Source organism: Mycoavidus sp. HKI, assembly GCF_020023735.2.
Lineage (GTDB): Bacteria > Pseudomonadota > Gammaproteobacteria > Burkholderiales > Burkholderiaceae > Mycoavidus.
In genome coordinates this window covers 48,434-71,099 of record NZ_CP076444.2, presented here as the reverse complement: position 1 = coordinate 71,099, position 22,666 = coordinate 48,434, and the positions used below count along the sequence as shown (strand labels likewise).

The following is a 22,666-nucleotide window of genomic DNA, read 5'->3' as shown; positions in this document are numbered from 1 at the left end:
GAACGAAGAGAAATTCTAGGCATTATGTTGAAAAGGCTTGCTGGATGAATAACCTAAACAATTCATTAGTAAAAAGAGGAACGCTTGGATGAGCTTGCGCAAAATGGCCGTACGCCGCTCAAGCGTGCATGGACGAGGGGTGTTTGCTGCGCGGCGATTGCTTGCAGACGAACGTATTTTTGAATACAAAGGTGAGCTTATTTCATGGGAAGAAGCTGAAAGACGTCACCCTTGGAATCCAGATGAACCCAATCACACCTTTTATTTCGCTTTGGACGATGGCAATGTCATCGATGCTAATTTTGGAGGTAACAGCGCGCGTTGGATAAATCATTCATGCGCGCCAAATTGCTATGCTGAAGAAATTAATGGGCGTATTTACATCTACGCGTCACGCACGATCGAAGCAGGCAAAGAATTATTTTATGATTATGGGCTAGTCTGTGATGCACGCCACACTAAAGCGTTAAAACTGGCTTATGCATGCCACTGTGGCGCGCGTAAGTGCCGAAAAACGATGCTCGCGCCAAAATGAATAATGCAATAGAAGAAATTTACGTAAGTACGGATGTTGAAGCGGATGGCCCAATTCCTGGACCACATTCAATGCTAAGCTTTGCTTCAGCAGCCTACACTTCAGATAAACGTCTAGTGGCAACTTTTAGTGCCAATCTTGAAACGCTGCCAGAAGCGACTGCGCACCCCGTGCAGGCCGCTTGGTGGAAAACACAGCCCCAGGCATGGGCTGCCAGTCGGCAGAGCTTGCAGACGCCGGAAAAAGCCCTCGCGGACTATGTTGCATGGGTTGAAGCATTGCCGGGTAAACCGGTGTTTGTGGCATTTCCTGCGGGTTTTGATTTTACCTTCATGTTTTGGTACATGATGCGTTTTGTTGGCCGTTGCCCTTTTTCTTGGTCGGCGCTTGATATTAAAACGCTGGCCTTTGCTATGACGGGCTTGCCTTACAGGAAATGCATTAAACCGCGTTTTCCAGCCCATTGGTTTGATGCGCATCCGCATACTCATGTTGCACTTGATGATGCAATCGAACAAGGTGCGTTGTTTTGTAATATGCTGGCTGAGTTGCGGGCGCAACAAAAAGAAAATAGTTCTGGCACGGACGAATCACTTTAATAAATTTTTCTTCACCGCACGACTTCCTAATCAACATCAAAATTGTGGCATTTTTTCTACTTTTAACCTCAATTCGGGTTAAGCCAACGCATTCTGGCAAGGTCCCAAAGGGAGTTTAGGCTTATTTGGCATAAGGCAGTAAGCGATGATGCCGCTGAGTAAGTTGACGGCAAAATTAATAGGAGAGCGATGTCGAGTATGCTCAATCTGGCAAAGATTTTTCAGTTCATCAAAGACGGTTTCGATAATTGAACGGCGGCACAATAAAGCTTGATCGAAAGCAGACAAGGTAACGCGCTTCATATTGCGTCGAACCTTGGTAATCAGATCAATGCCGAGTTCTTTTAAGGTCTGCGAGAGTTTTTTTGAAAGATATCCTTTATCCGCATAAAGTGTGCCGAACAGTGAGTGCGCTAGTTCAGGCAAAGGCTTACGATCATCGACATTACCCGGCGTGAGTCGAATACTCAGCAGTTCACCCTGGTGATTAATGATTGCATGCAGCTTGAAGCCAAAGAACCATCCTGTGGAACTCTTACCACGCGCTGCCATGCCGTCAAATACACGGTGGCGACTAATACGCAGATTGTCGCACACTGCAATAGGCGTAGAGTCTGCAATAGAAATCCCTGAACATTGCCCTTTGAGGGTTTCAAACAGAGCGGCCAAAGCAAGGTTACAGCGTGGTAGCAGTTCAATACAGCGATTATACGAAGGCAGATTCGGAAAGGCTTCACGCAGATGCTGGCAAACATGATTGCTGTAGAATGACTTGAATTGCCGATAGCGAATTTGATGAAAAAGCACGACTAGCGTCATCAGTTCTGCTAAAGATAGGCTTGTAGCACGCAAGCGTTTGCGTTTTCCGCTAGATAACAACTTTTTGTTGAGCTCCGGCTCAAATTCTTTGCAAAAATCATCCATCAAGCAATAAAGTTCTGTAAGATTATCCACGGGCGCTCCGTTTTTTCTTAGAGGTTTCTGTTCGCAAAACTTATATTCTCTTCGAAATACTCAGTGCCCGCTTCATTTTCTAGAAAAATTTCTTCCCTTACCTCTGCATTTCCTTATCCCGAATTCAGGTTAGAAAAGATTTTATGTGGGGGACTCGACTGCTAAAAACGGTACAAAAGAGTGCAAAATATGGTAAGGAGCAATCAATTAATATCGTTAAAAATCAACAACTTAGCGTTGACGACATAACTACGAACCAAGGGGTCGTGGGTTCGAATCCTGCCAGCCGCGCCAGTGTTTATAAGCCTCTCAGCAATTTTTTGCTGCGGGGCTTTTCCTTATGTGGGGGATTTTTCTTTTAAAGCATCCGTGCGATACACGAGCACGATAGAATCGACGTTCATACCAACGCTATAGCACGGCCTAATGGTTTAGGCAGCGTCGTTCCCAAGTCCATGCGTTTCTAAATAGCCCTGTTGTCCGGGCACTGGAATAGCTCTATGGCCAAAGCAAGCTAGATCCACTTGTACTTTCCTGTATCGACTATAGTTTTAATTTCTGCAATAGGCCCCTCATTTGATGGAATGCCGATCACTTTAATACTGGTTTCTTTCTCTGGCCAAATGCAATGCTTTTATAGCGCGATCGCCCTGCTATTTATGGCGTTTGTTATTGACGACAGACCTCATTGTAGGATAATCTAAAACAAATTATATATTTCCAGCGTAGCAGATTAGGAGAGGGAATTTACGTATAAGTTGTGCCTATCGCGCCACTGTTTTGAGTTCGATATGCATCTAAATGAAGAGCTTTAAATAAGTTAAGACTTGGCGCAATCCTAGGTAATTCCCAGTGATTGTGGCTATATTAGGCAATCACGCTATAGCTTTATAACTATAATAATTTTCCTCAGGAGACAGTTGATGGAAACAGATTACTCTGAACAGAAGCTTCCGTTTTTGCAGCGCGCGGTGGCGTCGAAATTGCAAATGGTTGGAGAAATCGTCGTAGCGGGCCAGCTGTGGATCAGGCGCAGGGCCACTGTCGCTACTCGTGGCGCTTGTCTTATTGATACTGGTACGCGCAGATTAACGCGATTCTGATGTTTAGTGAACATTTGCTGACCTTGGGTAATGCGGCACGCGAGACAAACAATATTGACATCGCAAAAGCGCGCATTCGGTGACCCTGCAGCAAAGCATTCTGTATTTATTTGTGCGCCTGTTACGGGCGTAATGTTGGACCTGTTCCGATAGATCGAAGTACTTCAAAGTCGGAGACGCCGTTACTTACGATGCTGACTCTTGGCGCCGTGCTGGTCGACTGTCTGTTGCCACGCATTGGGTGAGCCATGCAAGGTGAGGATGACGTGCCGATATCTCAATGGGGTTTGCTAAGATGAATGCAGCTTATGTGTTTCCTGGTCAGGGCGCTCAATACAAGGGGATGGGGCGGGACGTTTTCGACGAGTTTCCTGATTACGTACGGCAAGCGGATGAAATTCTGGGTTATTCGATCAAGGCGCTTTGCCTAGAGGATCGAGATCGGGTGCTCAGCAAGACCGAATACACACAGCCTGCTCTGTACACAGTCGGCGCACTGATGTACTTGGCTCAAGCCCGCAAAGGTCATGCCGACGGCGTGAGATATCTTGCAGGTCATTCTTTGGGAGAGTATTGCGCGCTCTTCGCTGCCGGGGCCTTCGATTTTTCGACCGGCCTTAAACTGGTCCAACGCCGGGGCCAGCTAATGAGCCAGGCTCCGAAGGGGGCGATGGTGGCAATTATCGGATTGAGCGTTGAGAGGGTGCGCGACCTTTTACTAACATCCAACCTGGAGGCGGTCGATCTTGCCAACATCAACTCTGGCGATCAGATCATCCTCTCCGGTCTTTACGATGACATCCATTCGAGTGAGACGAGATTGATCTTCGAACAGGCCGGGGCCAGGTACATCCCGCTGGACGTGAGCGCCGCATTCCATTCGCGCTACATGACGGAGGTTGAGCGACAATTCTCCGACTATCTCGCTGGCTTCGAACTGCGTCCCCTGAAAACCGATGTGATTGCGAATGTTACAGCTCGTCCGTATCCGCGCGATGACTATGCCAGTCTGCTCAGTCAGCAAATCTCAAGTCCGGTGAAATGGTATGAAACGATTTCCTGGCTGTTGGCCCGGAACTGCCGCAACATCGAGCAGATCGGCCCCGGTGCCGTCCTGACAAAGCTGACCAGTTCGATCATGAAGACGCCGATGCCGATCGTCAACGATCCTGTGGCAGCACCGCTCAAGACACACGGCACGAACGGCACGGTCTTCATGTATGGCGGCCAGGGAACTCAATACTTCCAAATGGGGCGGCAGCTATACGACGAGAATCCTGTCTTCCGTCGACAGTTGGACGCATGCAGCGCGCTCGTCCAGCCGGAACTTGGGCAATCGCTGGTGCCGATTATGTACGATGACCGCCGCCAGATCTACGATCCGTTCAATGCGATTCTTCACACCCACCCAGCTCTCTTCAGTATAGGGTACAGTCTGACGGCAGTGATGCGCGCCGCAGGCATTGAACCGGGGGCTGTGCTGGGCTATAGCCTCGGCGAGTACATCGGGCTGACGGTGGCCGGCTGCCTATCCTGGGAGGACGGATTACGTCTGACCATGCGGCAGGCGCAAGTCCTGGCCAACGATTGTGCGCTAGGCGGCATGCTGAGTGTACTGGCGCCGCTTGCTCATTTCGACCGCTATCCGGACGTCTATCAGGGCGTTGAACTGGCTGCTGTTAACTTCGCTGAAAACTTCTGCGTTGCTGGCCCTAGGGCCGCACTGGATCGCGTGAAAACCAGCTTGAGCGAGATGGATGTTCTGTCGCTCGAGCTGCCGGTCCTGTACCCATTTCATTCGAGCCATCTCGAGTTCGTCAGGGCTAAGGTCATGGCGCTCGCCGATGGCATGGAAATGCGTCCTCCTCGTATACCTTATTACTCGTCTACTTACGGGCGTACGGTCGAAGCGCGTGATCTGCTCAACCCGGGTGAGTATATCTGGAACATCGTCCGCAAGAAGGTGGATTTTCATGCACTGATTCGGGGACTCGCATTGGGGACCTCACCGAACGTCTTTGTAGACCTGAGTGCGACGGGTTCCCTGGCCAATTTCATCAAGTACACAGAGCTTGATTCCAAGCGATATCACCATGCGATCAATCGGTTTGGAAAGGACGTGGCGAGCCTTTCCAGCTTGTTGCACGAGCTCAGACAGGACTACCATCATGCGGGCTGACCTTGTTTCTCAGGCATCGAACCAGACATCGCGGGACTTCCCCATCGATGTGGGATTTCACCATATTTTTGGGTCGATAGTGCGCACTCGACCGCATGCGATCGCCATCAGCGATGGCGATCGACACTTGAATTATGCAGACCTGGACTGGCGCAGCTCACAATTGGCGGGCTACCTAGTTGAGCGGGGCGTCGCGCTGGGTGCCCGGGTTTCGATCTTTATGAACCGTTCGGTTGATCTAGTGGTGGCGATGTTGGCCGTCGCTAAGGCGGGTGGCGCTTATGTGCCGCTCGACCCAGCATATCCGGAACAGCGGCTGCGCGACATGCTGGCGGATAGCGGCACTTTGCTGATCCTCACGCATGGCGTGCTCGAAGAAACCGCAACTGCCTTGGCGGGCGGAAGATGCGAGTGCATCGTGATCGACGCACAGTGGTCGCGGATTAGGATGAGCCCGGCCCAACCAACCACGCAAGCCTTGGTAGATGGACAATTAGCCTACGTGATCTATACGTCGGGCAGCACAGGGCAGCCCAAGGGCGTGATGATCAACCACGCTGCGCTGACCAATTTTCTGCTGTCGATGGCGGAGATGCCTGGCATGGCAGACGATGATGTGCTGCTCGCCGTGACCACGCATTGCTTCGACATTTCCGGCCTGGAGCTCTTGCTGCCGCTTGTCAGCGGAGGTCGCTGTTGGCTCTGTCCGACGCAGACAGCGGCGGACGCGCATCGGCTGATGGCGCTGATCGGTCAGGTCAAGCCGACGATGATGCAGGCCACACCTGCGACTTGGATGATGCTTTTTCAAGCGGGCTGGTCGAATGCTGAACAGGTCCGGATTCTGTGCGGTGGTGAGCCATTGTCGGATACATTGAAAAACTTCTTCGCGCAGACGCGCAGCGAGATTTGGAACATGTACGGGCCGACTGAGACGACGATTTGGTCGACCGTCGATAAGCTGGATTTTGCGCAACCCGTGTCCATCGGCCGGCCGATTGCCAATACCCGCATCTACATCATGCGGGAAGATCAGAGCTTGTGCGGCATCGACGAGCCAGGCGAGCTCTGCATCGCGGGCGCAGGGCTGGCCGAGGGTTACTTGAACAAGCCGGCGCTCACCGCCGAAAAATTCATTGCCAATCCATTTGAACCCGGCGGCCGTTTGTATCGCACGGGCGATCTCGCCTGCTGGCGTGCATGGGGTGTCATCACCCATCTTGGGCGCATCGACAACCAAGTGAAGATTCGTGGCTACCGGGTGGAAACGGGTGAGATTGAGGCGCGCCTGGACGCCTATCCGGGCATCCGCCAGTCCGTGGTGGTGGTTAAGGAGAATGCCGGGGGTGGTCAGCTAGTGGCCTACTGGGTGCCGGCGGATAGCGCCCGGCCCAGCGGCTGGTCGGGCGAGGCGCTTCGGATCTATCTCAGTGAACATTTGCCGGGCTACATGGTCCCGGCATTTTTTATTGAGCTTGAGCAGATTCCATTGACACCGAGTGGTAAGCTGGATCGGAAGGAACTGTCTCGGCGTCCAGTTTCGGCATCGAACAGTGTGCAGAGCGCCGACAGCGGTGAGGTGGTGCAATACATCATTAGCGAGTGGCACTGGTTGCTCGGGGTCGATAATATTCGCGCTGACAGTCGTTTTGTCGCTATCGGCGGTGACTCGATCACAGCGAATATGTTTATCACCAACCTCAACCGGACTTTCGGTTGCGAGCTCACGGTCGCCAGCTTGTCGCACGACGAAACGCCATCGAAGATCGCCCAGTTGGTGCTCACGCCTAGCCTACTGGCCGTCGCCGAATCTGCCGGGGGAACGGCACGCACGCGGGATACCGGGTCGGTGCACGGCGCAGATCGACATGCGCCGCCAAAAGCCGCGCGCACTGATCGAGAAAGTATGATGGAACACGCTGGCCAAGGTGGCGCGCGGGGCGTCGAACGACATGACATCGCAATCGTCGGCATGGCGGGTAAGTTTCCGCTCGCGGATACCGTTGAGGCTTTCTGGGATCATGTGGTGAACGGACGTAACTGCATTTCTGCTGCTGCGCTTGCGCGGCCGGCCCTGCTGGGTGACAACGGCGGTGCGGCGCAAGACGCGACCGACTTGGCGGCGGCATGGGGCGGATTTATGTTGGGCGTGTTTGATTTCGATCCGGCGTTTTTCCGGATTTCGCCTCGGGAAGCTGAACTGATGGATCCGCAGCAACGCCTCATGCTGACCTGCGTCTGGCATGCGCTAGAAGACGCGGGAATTGCGCCCGAGGTATTCCGGCGGCGGCGCAGCGGTGTCTTCGTCGCCGCCTCGCAGAACAACTACGCGGTCGACGCGGCGAAGCGGGCGGGGAACAAGGGCTATCTCGTCACCGGGCATGCGACGTCGATGATTCCAAACCGGATCTCGTTTTTGCTCGACTTGTTTGGCCCGAGCGAATGCGTCGAGACGACCTGTTCGTCGTCGCTGGTCGCCTTGCATCGTGCGGTCAGAGCGATCCGCTATCGAGAATGTGAACAGGCGATCGTGGGTGGTATCAATCTACTGATCTCGCCGGATTACTTCGAGAGCTACCACGCGATGGGGCTCTTGAGTTCTGACCAGGCGACCCGGACCTTCCAGTCCGAAGCCAGCGGATATGTACGTTCCGAGGCCCTGGGCATGGTCATTCTCAAGCCGCTTGAGCAGGCGATCGAGGACAATGACACCATTCATGCCGTCATTAAAGGCACCAGCGTTAATCATGGCGGGAGTGCGGCGTCGCTCACGGTGCCTAATAAACAGGGGATTGCGGCCGCGATCCGAGATGCCATTATCGACAGCGGAATCGCCGCCGAGACGATCGGCTATATCGAAGCGCATGGTACGGGATCGCTGGCTGGCGATGATATTGAAGTCGACGCCTTGCGGTCCGCGCTCGAGCCGTTGGTGGGCGATGGCTGGACGCATCAGGACTGCATGTTAAGCGGCTTGAAGCCCTCGATTGGACACTCGGAAGTTGCCTCGGGCATGGCGGCGCTCATCAAGGTCGTGTCTGCCATACGCTATGGTGTGATCCCAGGTACGCCTGGCATTCGGGAGCAGGACGTGGCCGCCCGCTGGCCCGGGATTCCTTTTCGCCTCAGTTCCGCCAATCATACCTGGCAATCGGCACGAGACCCGGATGGCAAGCCGTTGCCACGTCGGGCAGGTATCAACAGTTACGGTTTCGGCGTCAATGCGCATGTGATCGTCGAGGAATATCAGCAAGCGGATGGAGCGGCCCGCGACCTGCCCGTGGCGGCGAGCGGCGGTGCGCCGTATGTTGCCGTATTTTCAGCGCGCACACCACATGAGCTGGCGCTCGTCCTGCAGGACATGCAAGCTTTCTTGGGCCGCAATCCCAACTGTAATTTCGCGGATTTGATCCATACGCTCCAGGTCGGGCGGCAAGCGTTGGAGGTGCGACTTGCGATCGTTGCCGCAACGGTGTTCGAGCTTACCAGCAAACTTGAACAGGCGACGCGGATGTTGGCCGCAGCGGAGCCAAATGCGTCTAGCGTAGCCCACAGCCTTGGCGACGTGTTTTATTCGGGCGTACCGCTGGGCGAAGCGGGATCGCACGGCAGCTACGCCGTGGCGGATCTTGATGCAAACCCGGCAGCGCTCGCCAAAGCCTGGACCTCTGGGGGCCGGGTGCGTTGGGCTGGCATTGGCGGTATTTATAGGCGTTTACCCTTGCCGAAATATCCGTTTCAGCATAAGGAATACTGTGCCGGGCGCAGTGTGACGAACACGGCGAGGCGGAAGCGGATCTGTGTCGTTGGTGCCGGGCCTGGCGGCCTCGTCATGGCGAAATCGCTGTTGGAGGAGAACCACGAGCCGATCGTCTACGAAAGCCAGCAATCGCTCGGCGGCGTTTGGAACCTCTCACGGGACAAGGTGGTTGGCACCTATTCGACCACCCGCTTTCAGAACTCGAAGGACACAAGTTTCTTTTCGGATTTCTATCCCGGTGATATGGAGGACATGTTCCCGAGCGTTCACGACGTGCGCTCTTATCTCGAAGCGTATGCGGATCGTTTCGATTTGAAACGCCATATTCACTGTGGGTCCAGGGTGACCTCAGTGAGGGAAGTCGGTCAGCGGTGGCAGGTCGAGATCGAGACGGGTGATCAGCGCCGTATTGAGGAATTCGACGGCGTTGCCCTTTGCCACGGGCGCTATCAGATTCCGCGTCGGCTTGAAATCGAGGGGCTCGACACGCTCAAGGGCCAACTGCTCCATGCCGGACAGTACTTCGATAATTCGCCGTTCGTGGGCAAGCGTGTCCTCGTCATCGGTAGCGGCGTCAGTGGTATGGACATTGCCACCGAGGCGAGTAAGGTCGCGGACGCGGTGTACTGGAGCATCCGCTCGCGCAAATTCATCCTGCCGAGAATGGTGGGCTTTTTGCCTAACGATTTTGTGTCGCCCGTCAATTTGCTGCTTGATCAGCGCCTGCGTGGACAGCGCTATCTCGACCGACTCGAGTTGTCGGTGCCGGTCTTTAACGAGGCATTCGAGCGTAGCGGGCTGCGCCCCAGCCTGGACGAGCTGCTCCGGCATCCGTTCATTCACATCAACGACGAGGTGGTCGAGCTGGTTGCGGCTGGCCGGATCAAGACCGTGTTTGGCCAGGTCGACAGATTCGACGGCAATGCCTGTTTTCACCGCGGCGACGATGTCGCGATCGAGGATATCGACGTGGTGGTGGAGTGCAGTGGCTATCGCACCGATGCTCTGTGGCATTACTTGGAAGGGGTTGACGCGCAGCGCGATTTCGCGATGGGGCTGTTCTACCGGAGCAATCCGATGTTGGTCAACCAGTATGGGCTGCAGGAAATCGGTGTGGTCGGTACTTTTCCCTATCTCGAGATGGCGGCGCGCTGGTATGCGCAGATCGTGTCGGGCAACTACACACTGAGCGCTGAAGAGCTAGCGCTGGCTGCTGACACGCGCCAGATTGTCATGGGTCCGCTCGCCAGCATCGTGATCGGTATGAAGCTTGGCCTGGTGCCGGATCCATGCGTCCAGTTCAAAGAGTTTTGGGCGCTGCTCAACACGCCGAGTTTCCCGGCGCAGTTCCGCTTGCGAGGCCGCCACGCCAACCCGGATGCGCCGATGATTGTTGACACCTGCCGTCAGCGCTCGTTTGTCCACGGCGAAGCGCAGGACCCCGAAATCAGGCGGCTCAAATTCCGGCTGTTGGCCGGACTCGGAGTCGAGACCTTGCGGCAGCTGTTGCGTCAGCAACAGATTACTGAGCTCGAGTATGCCGAAGCGCTTAAGCATCTCGCCGAACCTTTAATCATCGACTGGCAGAGCCAGTTCCTGACGCCGTATTCTGATGAGATAGGGGCTCAGGATACCCAGTCCGCGCCCGGCGACAGTCTGATGGATGACAACCATGGCGAATATCTGAGGCTAATTAAGATGCTCAAGGAAAGGACGATGGACGGAGATGACTTCTTGTTGGAACTCAAAGCATTATCGAGGGTGCTATGAAAATTGATGTGAACGATTTTGTCAAGAGCGTGCGTGACGGAGCAATCACTGAAGCGAAAGCGGTCGAGGTCATTCGTGATTTGCATCGTGCGATGCAGTCATTCGAGGCCGAGGTCGGTACCTCCAAGTCGCAGATTCTTGCCGAGTTGACGGGCTTTCTTTGTGACACGATTGGCTGCACTGCGCAGGAGGTCGAGCCGGAGCGTGGTCTTGCGTACTATGGTTTCAATTCCATTTCGCTCACTGAATTTTCGCGGCGGATTGCGGATCGCTACGTGTTAAAACTGGCGCCTTCCGCGTTCCTTGAGCATCCTTCGCTTGCCGCCTTGAGCGCTTACCTCGCTGCGAAGCTGCCGCCTGAAGCCGGAGCTCCGGCACCGGCGCAAGCCATCAAGGCTGATATCACGACTCGGCTGGCAGCGGTCTCGCTCGACGCGCCCGCTGTGCGCAAGGGTGCTAACCGGGAGGGTGCCGCGTTCCTGGGGCAGGGCGTGCTCAAGCGCGCCGATGACATCGCGATCGTCGGCATCGGCGCGCGTCTGCCCAAGTCCGCTAGTCTGTCGGATTTCTGGCGCAAGCTGGTGGCCGACGAACCGTTTATTTCAGAGGTGCCAGCCGACCGCTGGGACTGGCAGGCCGTCTTTGGTGACCCGGCAGTCGCCAACAAGACGGACTGCTATCATGGCGCGTTCATCGACGACGTCAAGAGTTTCGATGCGATGCATTTCAATATCGCGCCAAACGAAGCTGCGCTGATCGATCCGCAACATAGGCTGGTCCTGCAAGCCGTATGGGAAACCTTGGAATCCGCCGGTTATACCACGGCGCAACTGAAGCAAAAAAGGGTCGGTGTGTTCTTTGGCATCGAACGACAGGACTATGCAGAGCTGATCCGTGCGGGCGGCATTGAGATCGACGGCTACCTCAATACCGGCAACGCGTCTGGCATGCTGGTCAACCGGATTGCGCATTTCTTTGACTGGCGTGGGCCCGTGTCTACTGTCGACGCGGCCTGCGCGAGTTCCTTCGTGGCCATCGACGAGGCCGTGACCGCGCTCCGCACCGGGCGGGCGGAGTTGGCGATCGCCGGCGGGGTTAACCTGTTGTTGACATCGGATGCCAACATCTACAATCGCAAGCTCGGATTGTTTACGGGCGAGGGCACGATCCGGCCATTCGACAAGCAGGCCGACGGCCACGTCTTCAGCGACGGCATTGGCGTTGTAATGCTCAAGCCTCTGTCAGCCGCCAAGCGGGATAACGACACGATTCACGGTGTCATCAAGGGCCTATCGGTACGCCATGGCGGCAGGAGTATGTATCTTACAATGCCCAATATCGGGATCCATCGCGAAACCATCGCGGAGGCGCTCGAGCAGGCGGGTCTGACAGCGGAGGCGATCGACTACATCGAAGCCCAGGGCACGGCCAATCCGCTGGCGGACGACATTGAATTACACGCCTTTCACGACATCTTTCGTGACCGCCGGGCGGGCAAGCCCAAGCTCGGCACGCTCAAGGGACAACTGGGTCATTTTTCGGGAGCCTCAGGCGTTATCTCGCTGCTCAAGGTGATCCTATCTTTGCAGACGAATACCCTGATCAAGATCGCTAACCTGAAGGAACTCAACTGGGCGGCGGACGAGGGAGCCTTCGCTTGCGAACCCCTGCAGGAAACGGACGAGTGGCGGCCAAAGATGCGCGACGGCGAACGGCTGCCGCGCCATGTGGGTATCCACAACTTCGGCTTCGGGGGTGTGACAGGGCATTTGGTGCTGGCCGAATACATTGATGCGAGACCTGCTGCGCTGCGGGACACGGTATTCGATGAGCAGGTTATCGTTCTGTCGGCGCGCACGGCGGACCAGCTTGACCAGCTCGTAAGACGACTGTTGGAGTTTCTGGCGAGGCAGGATTGGCAGTTACAAGGTGTGCTGACCTACACGCTCGACGACATCGCCTATACCCTGCAGACGGGACGCGATGATTGGGACCATCGTGCGGTCGTGTTTGCCGATTCGCTGTCAAGCCTGGCGACGAATCTCGCGCGCTATCTCGAAGGCCCGGAGGATTCGCGCGCGTTCCTCAAGCGCGAGGCAGAAGCCGGTAAGGACGTGCGTCAACTATTCGAGAATCCGGAAATGCAGTCGGCCATGCGGCACTGGCTCGAGACCCGCAATTTGCGCAGCCTCGCCCGGGTCTGGGCGGTTGGTGTGAAGGTGGACTGGGCCAGTCTGTACGCAGGTGTGCCGCTGCCCAAGAAGGTTGGGTTGCCGACCTATCCATTCGCGCAGAGACAGCTTTGGATTCCCGCCCGGGCAGCGGGCCATAAACCCGTCGCACGGGACCAGGGCGCTGCGCTGGAGGCGGCCGCGGCCGCGCCGTCTCGCGTGGAGACGATGCCGGCGCAACTGAACGGCATGATTCCGACGCTCAATGGTACTGGCGCAATGACCCCACGACTCCTTGCCTGCTCGGAGGCCTTCGTTGAATACGCGGCATTAGCGGGCGGCGAAGTGATGGACATGGGCTGCGCGTACGGTGTGGCGACGATTGCGGCCCTCGAGCACGGCGCGCAGCGGGTGCTGGCGGTGGATATCGACGCGCGGCACCTGTCGATTCTGTCCGACCAGCTGTCGCCGTCGCTGCGGGGCCGTCTCGCGACCAGATGTGGCAGCTTGCCAGAAATGGATTGCCCAGAGAACCACTTTACCGCTATCCATGCGGCCCGAGTGCTGCATTTCCTCCCGCCGGACGCGTTTCGGGAATCGATCCATAAGGTGGCGCGCTGGCTCGCGCCAGGCGGCAAGCTATTTATAACCTGTGACAGCCCTTACTTTCCGCACTGGTCTGCGCGCGTGCCAGACTACGAACGGCTCGCGGCGGAGGGTGAGGCGTGGCCAGGTTACATCGCCGATCTCTGCGCGTATTTCCAGCAGCGCGCCGAGGCCGGCGGCGGCCATGCCATGGATATAGGAGAGCATGCTACGACCATGCTCAGTGGCACGGATCTCATTAATCTCATTGACCCGGACACGCTGGTCAGGGAGTGCGAGCTGGCCGGGCTTGAGGTGGAAGAAGTAGGCTTTGAAGGTCTCGCGATCGATGATGACGAGATGGCGTTAAGTGGCACCGAGCATACGAGTATTGTGGCAGTAAAACCCGTGCATTAATGAATCAGATTGTAAAGACTAACGAAAGAGAAATTTACGAAGGGGAATTAGATGCCTGTCAGCCAGGACTCTCAATCAATCGTAGCCGTCATTCGCGATCTGTTAGCAGACGCGCTCGGTGTGCCAGCGGCGGAGATCAGCGAACACAAGACATTCTTTGAACTCGGCTTGACCTCGCGTATCGGCGTGATATGGATGGCGCGCGTTAATGAAGCCTACGGTTTGATCATGCCAGCGGTGAGGGCCTATAGCTACCCGACCCTCGACAAGCTCGCTGGGCGGATACGGGAAGAGCTCACCGCGCAAGCGGCGGGTGCGACCTCAGCCACTAAAGCTCCCATGAGGTTCGGCAGGCGAGGTAAATCCGCTAGGCCTGCGTTAGCCTCGACAACGGGTGACGGCGTGAACGTGGGGCCTAAGCTCCGCGTTACTCCTTTCCTTAAGACGAAGGCCCCTGACAGCAACCGGTCCGTGATGGCCGGCAGTGATCCTGCGTCTGCGACGCAGTTGAACCCGCGTGTCGCGCAAAACATGAGCGTCAAGCACGACCAGACAGCGATCGCAATCGTCGGTTTATCGGGGCGTTTTCCGCGGGCCAGGAACACCACGGAATTTTGGCAAGCAATCATCGAAGGACGGGATTGCATCAGTCACGTGTCGCGCAAGTACTGGAACATGTCCGTCGCCTACAGCCCGCTCCGCCAGCCAGACCGAGCCTATTCCGACTGGCTTGGAGCACTCGACGACATCGACCAGTTCGATCCGCTCTTCTTCAGTATTTCCCCGGCTGATGCGAACTGCATGGATCCGCAGCAACGGCTGTTTCTGCAAGAGGCTTGGCATTGCCTCGAAGATGCGGGCTACCGTCCCGACACGCTAGCGGGCAGCAAGTGCGGTGTGTTCGTCGGCTGCGGTACCTATGGCCAAAGCCAGAACGGCAATGATCTGAGTGCGGCGGGGTTTCTGGGCGCGAGCCCGTCGATTCTTGCCGCGCGTATCGCTTACTTGCTCGATCTGCGCGGCCCATGTCTGACCATCGATACCGCCTGTTCTGCGTCGCTCGTCGCGATCGCGCAAGCCTGCGATAGCCTAGTGCTGGGCAGCAGCGACCTGGCCCTGGCGGGGGGGGTGTCGGTGATGGTAGACCCGTCAATTCACATCATGGCGAGCCAAGCCGGCATGCTGTCGCCCGACGGCCGCTGCTTCAGCTTCGATCAGCGCGCCAACGGCTTTGTGCCGGGCGAGGGCATCGGGGTGGTAGCGCTCAAGCGCGTTGCTGATGCGCTGCGCGACAATGATCACATCTACGGTACGCTGATTGGCTGGGGTGTCAACCAGGACGGCAAGACCAATGGCATCACGGCACCGAGCCAGACATCGCAACGCGATCTGCAGGAGGCCGTGTTCCGCAAGTTTGCGATTGATCCGCGTTCGATCGGGCTGGTGGAGGCACATGGTTCTGGCACTAAGCTGGGCGATCCGATCGAAGTGGCTGCGCTCATTGACGCCTTTCGTCCGTTCACCGCCGACGTTGGCTATTGCGCGCTCGGTTCGGTGAAGAGCAACATGGGACATCTGTTGGCCGCTGCCGGTGTCGCGGGCTTCTTGAAGGCGCTGCTGGCGCTCAAGCACCGCACCTTGCCGCCGACGATCCATTTTGAGACGCTCAACGAGCACATTGCGCTTGATGACTCGCCATTTTTTATCAATACGGTTGCGCAAGACTGGCCGGCAGGCCCAGACGCTCGGCGCGCTGCTGTCAGTTCGTTTGGTTTTAGCGGCACCAATGCCTACGTCGTGCTGGAGGAGTATCCGGCCACCCCGCGTTCAGTCATGGCCAGCACGCCCGAAGTCGTCGTGCTGTCCGCCCAGAATGAAGAGCGTCTATGCGCTTACGCCGAAGCGCTATTGGCCGCCATTCGTCGTCCTGCGAGCGAGGGTGAGCGGCTACGCATTGACGATATCGCCTATACGCTGCAAGTCGGTCGGATGACGTTTGGACAGCGTCTGGCGATTGTGGCGGCGTCGCTCGACGAGCTGTCGTCCGGGCTCATGGCATTCTTAAAAGGACAGGCGAACAGTGCGACGGTGTTCCACGGCTGCTCGGCGCGGGACGGCACTATGCTGATCGGGAAGGACGATATTCCGGTGCTGGTCGATCGCTGGCTGGCAGGTGGCAAGCTCGAAGCAGTGGCGAGATGCTGGGTCCAATACGGCTTTGATTGGTGCAACCATCAAGCGTGGCGCAAGGACGCCGCGCGCCGGATCAGCCTGCCGACCTATCCGTTCGAGCCGCGCCTGTGCGATATGCCGGTTTTCCAGCCCGCCAGGCGGCGCGACGAGCATAGCGCTATCTCGCCGTTGCTTCAGTCAAATCTCTCCACCTTTGACCATGTCGTGTTTAGCTCTACGTTTAACGGCAGCGAGTTTTATTTTGCTGACCATGTCATCGCGGGACACAAGATCTTGCCTGGGGTTGCCTATCTCGACATGGCCTGCGCTGCTGGCTGTGTGGCGAGTGGTGAGCGAGTCGCGGGCCTGAAGAACATCGTCTGGTTAAGACCGTTCCAGGTGGATACGGCACCAGCGACGCTGGTGATCCGCCTCGAGCGGAAGAATGGGCGGACCGGCTTTAGCATCTACGAGCGTTCTGACGGGGCGGAGCAACTGTGTGCGCAGGGCGAGTTGGTGTTGGGCGCGACTCCGCCCCTCGAGCGGCATGCGCCGGACGCGCGCTTGACCGGTGCAGCGCTGCTCGACCGACAGGAGAGCTGCTACCAGCGGTTTAAGGCGCAGGGTTTCGCCTATGGTCCTACCTTTCGTGGCATCCGCACGCTCCATCAAAGCGGACGTGACATCATCGCGTACATTGAACGGCCCGGCGATGACAGAGCTGAGGCCGACGTGCAGGGGAACGCTACGTTGGCAGGTCATTACCGGCTTCTCGACGGCTTTGTGCTGCATCCTGGCTTGCTCGATAGCGCTTTCCAACCTTGTATTCGCTTTTGCGAGGAGCAGGACCCAAGCCGCACCTACATCCCGTACGCGCTTGCCGAGATCACTGTGTTCGACGGCTTGCCCGCGCGCTTTTACAGCATCGCCACGCTCAAGCATATCGACGACGAGAACGCGCATTTCTCCATCGTGATGGTCGACGAGTCGGGCAAACTGCTGGTCCGAGTAGACGACCTGATGCTTCGGCCCATCAAGACTGACCGTGGCGCACAGGCGGCGGCTGATGTCCCTTTCCATCTCTACCGGTTGGACTGGGCTGAAGCCCCGTCTAACGTTGCGGCGGTAGCCGCGCTGCCCGATGAGCTGCGGCTCGTGTTCTTACCAGCAGGCGTGTCGCGAGATGGGATCACCCGGGAACACGATATTGTAGTGTATCCGGGAAGCAGATTTCGCGCAGCGGGCGAGCGCTGCTACGAGATCGCTCCGCAATCCGCCGCTGATTATGCGCGGCTTTGGAACGAGGTCACGCAGCCGGGACAGCTGCTGACGACTGCGCACTGTTGGGCGCTGGCCGATGATCCCGCTGACGCAGGCAGGGTGGCCGTTGCGGATCAACTGGCGCGCAGTCTCTATTCTCTCATGCAGATCGGCCAGCAGTTTGTTCGGCAGCGCGCGTTCAAGCAGAGCCGGCTTTTTTACTTTCATGCCCACGCGAGTGGCAACGCGGTGCCCGCCTATTTAGCGATGGGTGGACTGCTGCGCAGCCTCGCGGCCGAACAACCTGAACTGTTAGTTCGCTCGATTGGCTATGAGGCAATGGGCGCGCACGCGCTCGCGAACGTCGGCGCGCTGTTGCAGCGTGAACTCGTGATTCCTCACCATCCGGGCGAGGCGGTTGAGATCCGTTATGCCAAGGATCGGCGCTTCGTCTTGACTGCAAAATGTGTGACCAACGCTGCGACGGAGCCGGCTGATGCAGCGCCGACGGCGAGCGGTGGCAGTCCGGTCAGTGTAAGCGGCTTGCGCACCGGCGGCACTTATCTGATTTCGGGCGGGGCGGGTGGCCTCGGGCTGTTGCTGGCTGAGATGCTGGTGCGACGTTACGATGCGCAGGTCGTGCTCGCTGGCAGAACCCCGTTTGCACGGCTGCCGGAGCAAACGCGGGCAAGAATCCTCGCGTTAGAAGAAACGCGTGCGCACTACGTGGTGGCGGATATTACCCGCGCGGATAGCGTCGCTGCGCTGGTCGACACCGTCAAGGCGCGCTGCCAGCGCATCAATGGCGTGTTCCACTGTGCTGGTGCGATGGCGAATGCCGCCGTGGTCGACAAGACGGCAGCAGCGATCGCGCAGATCGTCGAGCCAAAGGTGCTGGGCGCAATCCTACTCGACCAGGCGACGCAGCATGAAGCGCTCGACATGTTTGTGCTCTATTCGTCAATCGCGTCGGTCATGCGGTTCGCCGGCCAGACCGACTACGCGTATGCCAATCGCTTTCTCGACGGCTTCGCTGCACAGCGCCAGTCGCTGGTGCGCGCCGGTCTACGCCACGGGCGAACGCTGGCCATCAACTGGACGCTTTGGCGCGACGGCGGGATGGAGCTTGATGAGTCGAAAGTGCGTTATCTCGAACGTGGCCACGGCCTAGTGCCGCTTGATGCCGAAACGGGGTTGGACGCGCTCGAGGCCTGCCTCTCAAGCATCGATGATACGAAATCCGACCAACTGGTCGTGGTTCGAGGACGCGCCGCAACGATCGAGGCAAACTGGCCGGAATGCCTGACCCACAGAGTGGCTGTGCCGCCACTGATCGACCGGCCTGCTGCAGCGGCCAGCAAAACGAATACGGTGGTTGAAGGGGCGGGTGGTGTGAGGGGCAGGGTGCTCGCCGAACTGGCCGCACTCCTCAAGCTGGAGCCAGCCGATATTGATCCGGATGAGAACCTGATGCGGTATGGTCTCGACTCCATCAACGCGATGATGTTGATTAACAAGATCAACGACTCCTTCGATGTATCGGTGCAGCCGGCGACTTTGTTAAGGCATCCGACGCTGAGCGAGTTTGCCGCCCATTTCGAGGCGGATTACCTGCCCGCACGGACCGCCGCCGAGCGCGACAGGCTGGCCGAAAATTCAGCGACGTTCGCTACCGATGAGCCTACTGCTGTGCTCGCACCCAGTTTCCGTCCGCCGTCAGATGCGGCGCCTTCGATTGCCGTTGCGCCGCTGCCAGCAAAAGGTGAAGCTTACCCGGATCCCTATCTTAATCCATTCGCCGTGCTACCGAATGATGAGACAGCTGCCGGTGCCTGGCCAATGACATGCGGTCAACATGCGCTGTGGTTTCTCCACCAATTCAACGAGACGAGCTCGGCTTACCACATCGCGGTGGCTTTCCGCGTGCGTTCGCCGCTCGATGTGCGGGCGCTAGAGCAGAGCTATGCCGGCCTGATGCGGCGTCATCCGGCGTTGCGCGCTCGCTTCCACGAAGAGGAGGGGCGTCCGGTGCAGAGCGTGCGGACACAGCTCGAGCCGGATTTCCGCCACCTTGATTGCGCGGGGCAGACCCTGCAACAGGTGTTAGAGGCGATGCAGGAAGCGCACCGCCGGCCGTTTGACTTGACGCGGGATGCATTGAGCCGGATGCGCCTGTTCGTCCTCGGCGAGCGTGACGCCTTCGTGCTTTGGACGGTACACCATCTTGTCTCCGATGCTTGGAGCCAATGGGTGTTGCTGGAGGAGCTGCTCGCCAGTTACGGCGCGCTGTGCCGTGGCCAGACGCCGGCCCTCGCCGAGTTGCCGCGCACGTTTGCCGACTTTGCGCACGAAGAGGCGCGCTTTCTAAAGTCGGAGGCAGGGGGGCAGCAATTGGCGTTCTGGCAACGCCAACTGGACGGCGAGATTCCGCTCTTGAATTTGCCGACCGATTATCCGCGCCCAGCGGTCCAGACCTTCAACGGTGCGTCTATTCCCGTCGTTTGCAACGCGACCCTCAGCAATGCGCTCAAGCAATTCGCGCGGCAGCAGGGGGTGACGCCCTTTACCACTTTGCTGGCGGCGTATCAATGCTTACTAGGACGGTATTCTGGCGACCGCAAGATCTGGGTCGGCTCGCCTGTTTCCGGCCGCATCGACGAGCGCTACACGGATCTGGTCGGCTATTTTATTAACTCGGTCGTGCTGACGGCAGACTTGGGCGAGAACCCGGCGTTTGATGTTTTCTTGCAACAGCAGCAACGGGTGGTCCTGGATGCGCTTGAAAATCAGCGCACGCCGTTTTCGATTTTGGTCCAACATCTCAATCCCAGCAGGGAAGGCGGGCGGGCACCGCTGTTCCAGGCCGAGTTTGTCTATCAGAAGGCACACAATACGGGCGAGTTGGTCCGCATCTTGTCGCCCGAAGCGGCGCTCGCGATCCGCCACCAAGACTTACAACTGGAGTCGGTCGCGTTTGCCCAGCAGGAAGGACAGACGGACATCTGCCTCGAAATGACGGAGATCGACGAACGCTACGTCGGTGTGCTCAAGTTTAATTCGGACCTGTTCGCGCCGGCCACGATGACGCGGATACGCGATAGTTTTGTCACTTTGTTGGCGGGCTGTATCGAGCATCCGCAAACGCCTGTGCGCGCATTGCCGATCGTGTCGGCACAAGACTTCAGCGGCGGCACGCTGCATCTTGAAGGGCCCTTTATCCCCCCTTCTGGCCTGACCGTGACGCAGCTTTTTGAGCGTCAGACCGGACAGCTTGCCAATGCGCATGCCGTGGTCGACAGCGTGAGGACCTGGACCTATGCAGAGCTCAACGAGCGGGCCAATCGCCTCGCTCGGCATCTCCGTGCGCGCGGGCTGGCGTTGGGGCAGCGGGTGGGGATTTGCATGCAGCGCTCCGCCGACGTGATTGCGACGCTCTTGGCCGTGCTGAAGGCGGGCGGAACCTATGTCCCAATGGACCCGATGTTTCCAGTCGATCGGCTGCAACTGATGCTCGACGACGCGGTACCCGCGTTTGTCGTCACGGACCAGGCGAGCTCGCTGCCGGTGGGCTTGCGCTTCGACCGTGCGTCGCTGATCGATCTCGCTGCCGAGGCGGACGGAATCTCACGCCGTCACGGCGGGAATCTGTCTGCGCCGGGCGACATGGATGATATTGCTTATGTGATTTATACCTCCGGCTCGACCGGGCGCCCCAAAGGCATCCAGATTTCGCACCGCGCGCTGAGCAATTTTTTGCAGTCGATGCGTGACAAGCCGGGCATTTTGGAGCAAGACAGGCTGCTCGCGGTGACCACCATTTCCTTCGACATCGCCGGCCTCGAGATATACCTGCCGCTGATTACCGGTGCGACCGTGGTGCTGGCCTCGCGTGAGGACGCGATGGACGGGTTTGCCTTGCAACGGCTGCTGCGGGATCATCAAATCACGATGATGCAAGCCACCCCGACCACCTGGCAGATGTTGCTCGAGTCCGGCTGGGAGGGCGAGCCGGGGCTCACCATCCTGTGTGGTGGCGAACCTTTATCACGCGTCCTCGCGTTGCGCCTCTTGCGCTGTAGCACGCACGTGTGGAATCTCTACGGGCCGACCGAAACCACCATTTGGTCCTGCATCGCTAGAGTCGTCGCTGACGGCGACCATGCGATCGAGCCAATCGGCGAACCGATTGCCAACACCAGTATCTATATCCTCGATGATGAACTCAAGCCGGTGCCGAACGGGATGATCGGCGAGCTATGCATCGGCGGCGACGGCGTGGCGGTGGGCTATCTCAACCGCCCCGAGTTGAACGCGGAGAAATTCGTCAGGACCGGTGCAGGCCTGTTGTACCGTAGCGGGGACCAGGCTAGGCTAATGTCCGATGGACAGCTGGTGTTTCACGGGCGAGCAGACAATCAGCTCAAGATTCGTGGTTTCCGCGTCGAGGCGGGCGAGATCGAGCACGTGATTCGTGCCGACCAGCGGATTGCCGATTGCGTTGTCACCGTCTGCAATCGTTCGGTCGACGGCAGTTTGGAACACGTCCTGACCGCCTATCTGGTGCTGGTGAATAAAACGCCACTGACCGATGCGCTGCGCTCCGAGCTGCGAGAGCGTCTGGCTCGAGCCTTGCCGGCCTATATGGTGCCGTCGATCTTCATGGCGCTCGACGCGTTGCCGCTGACGCCGAACAACAAGGTTGACCGCAAGGCCTTGCCGCAACCCGACGTGCCGGTGGCGGCTGCCCCGGCGCGAAGGCAGAACACGACGGCACCTGGCGACACCCGCCTCGCCAAAATTTGGGGGGATGTCCTGCAACTCGATCAGGTCGCGCACGACTGCCATTTCTTCCACTCCGGCGGCACCTCGTTCACAGCATCGCGGCTGATGTACCTGCTGCGGCGCGATATGGAGCTGGTGGTTCCGGTCAGCTTGCTGTTTGAGCATCCAACGCTGAACGCGTTTTCCAACCAAGTTCGCACGCTGGCTAACGCGACCACCTTGCAAACGGCTACGCAGGGTGTCGCATCTGCGCCTGAAGAGTACGCTGAGTGCATAACGTCCGACACCAGCGACCCGTTACTCGATATTCTCATGCGCGTCCAGCGCGCAGAACTCAGCATTGATCATGCCAACCGCCTAATTGAAGAGTTTCTGTGAA

General features: G+C 57.8%; 7 protein-coding genes. 6 read left to right on the top strand and 1 reads right to left on the bottom strand.

Annotation, left to right across the window (positions count from 1 at the left end):
• Nucleotides 1–88: 88 nt before the first annotated feature.
• Complete coding sequence (locus KMZ15_RS00095) at nucleotides 89–535, top strand: SET domain-containing protein (protein ID WP_223692877.1); 447 nt, start codon at nucleotides 89–91, stop codon at nucleotides 533–535.
• Nucleotides 532–1,134 carry an exonuclease gene (locus KMZ15_RS00090; RefSeq protein WP_223692874.1) on the top strand — a complete coding sequence of 201 codons (603 nt, stop codon included), beginning with the start codon at nucleotides 532–534 and terminating at the stop codon, nucleotides 1,132–1,134. Before KMZ15_RS00095 ends, KMZ15_RS00090 begins: the two co-directional genes overlap by 4 nt.
• A 78-nt stretch (nucleotides 1,135–1,212) precedes the next feature.
• On the opposite strand, the gene KMZ15_RS00085 is transcribed toward KMZ15_RS00090, so the two are convergent.
• Nucleotides 1,213–2,088: an IS982 family transposase gene (locus KMZ15_RS00085; RefSeq protein ID WP_223692007.1), complete on the bottom strand. Its 876-nt coding sequence runs from the start codon at nucleotides 2,086–2,088 to the stop codon at nucleotides 1,213–1,215.
• Between the two features lie 1,398 nt (nucleotides 2,089–3,486).
• Here KMZ15_RS00085 and fabD point away from each other — a divergent pair.
• From fabD to KMZ15_RS00065, 4 genes are read left to right on the top strand one after another with little or no spacing between them, the layout of a single operon-like run.
• Nucleotides 3,487–5,370, top strand: a complete 1,884-nt coding sequence (gene fabD / locus KMZ15_RS00080) for an ACP S-malonyltransferase (RefSeq protein ID WP_223692872.1) — start codon at nucleotides 3,487–3,489, stop codon at nucleotides 5,368–5,370.
• Complete coding sequence (locus KMZ15_RS00075) at nucleotides 5,360–10,900, top strand: amino acid adenylation domain-containing protein (RefSeq protein WP_223692870.1); 5,541 nt, start codon at nucleotides 5,360–5,362, stop codon at nucleotides 10,898–10,900. The genes fabD and KMZ15_RS00075 overlap by 11 nt, the downstream gene beginning before the upstream one ends.
• Complete coding sequence (locus KMZ15_RS00070; RefSeq protein ID WP_223692867.1) at nucleotides 10,897–14,073, top strand: beta-ketoacyl synthase N-terminal-like domain-containing protein; 3,177 nt, start codon at nucleotides 10,897–10,899, stop codon at nucleotides 14,071–14,073. Before KMZ15_RS00075 ends, KMZ15_RS00070 begins: the two co-directional genes overlap by 4 nt.
• Nucleotides 14,074–14,124: 51 nt before the next feature.
• Entirely contained in the window at nucleotides 14,125–22,665 is an 8,541-nt protein-coding gene (locus KMZ15_RS00065; protein ID WP_223692865.1) for a non-ribosomal peptide synthetase, read from the top strand.
• The last annotated feature ends 1 nt before the right edge of the window (nucleotide 22,666 follow it).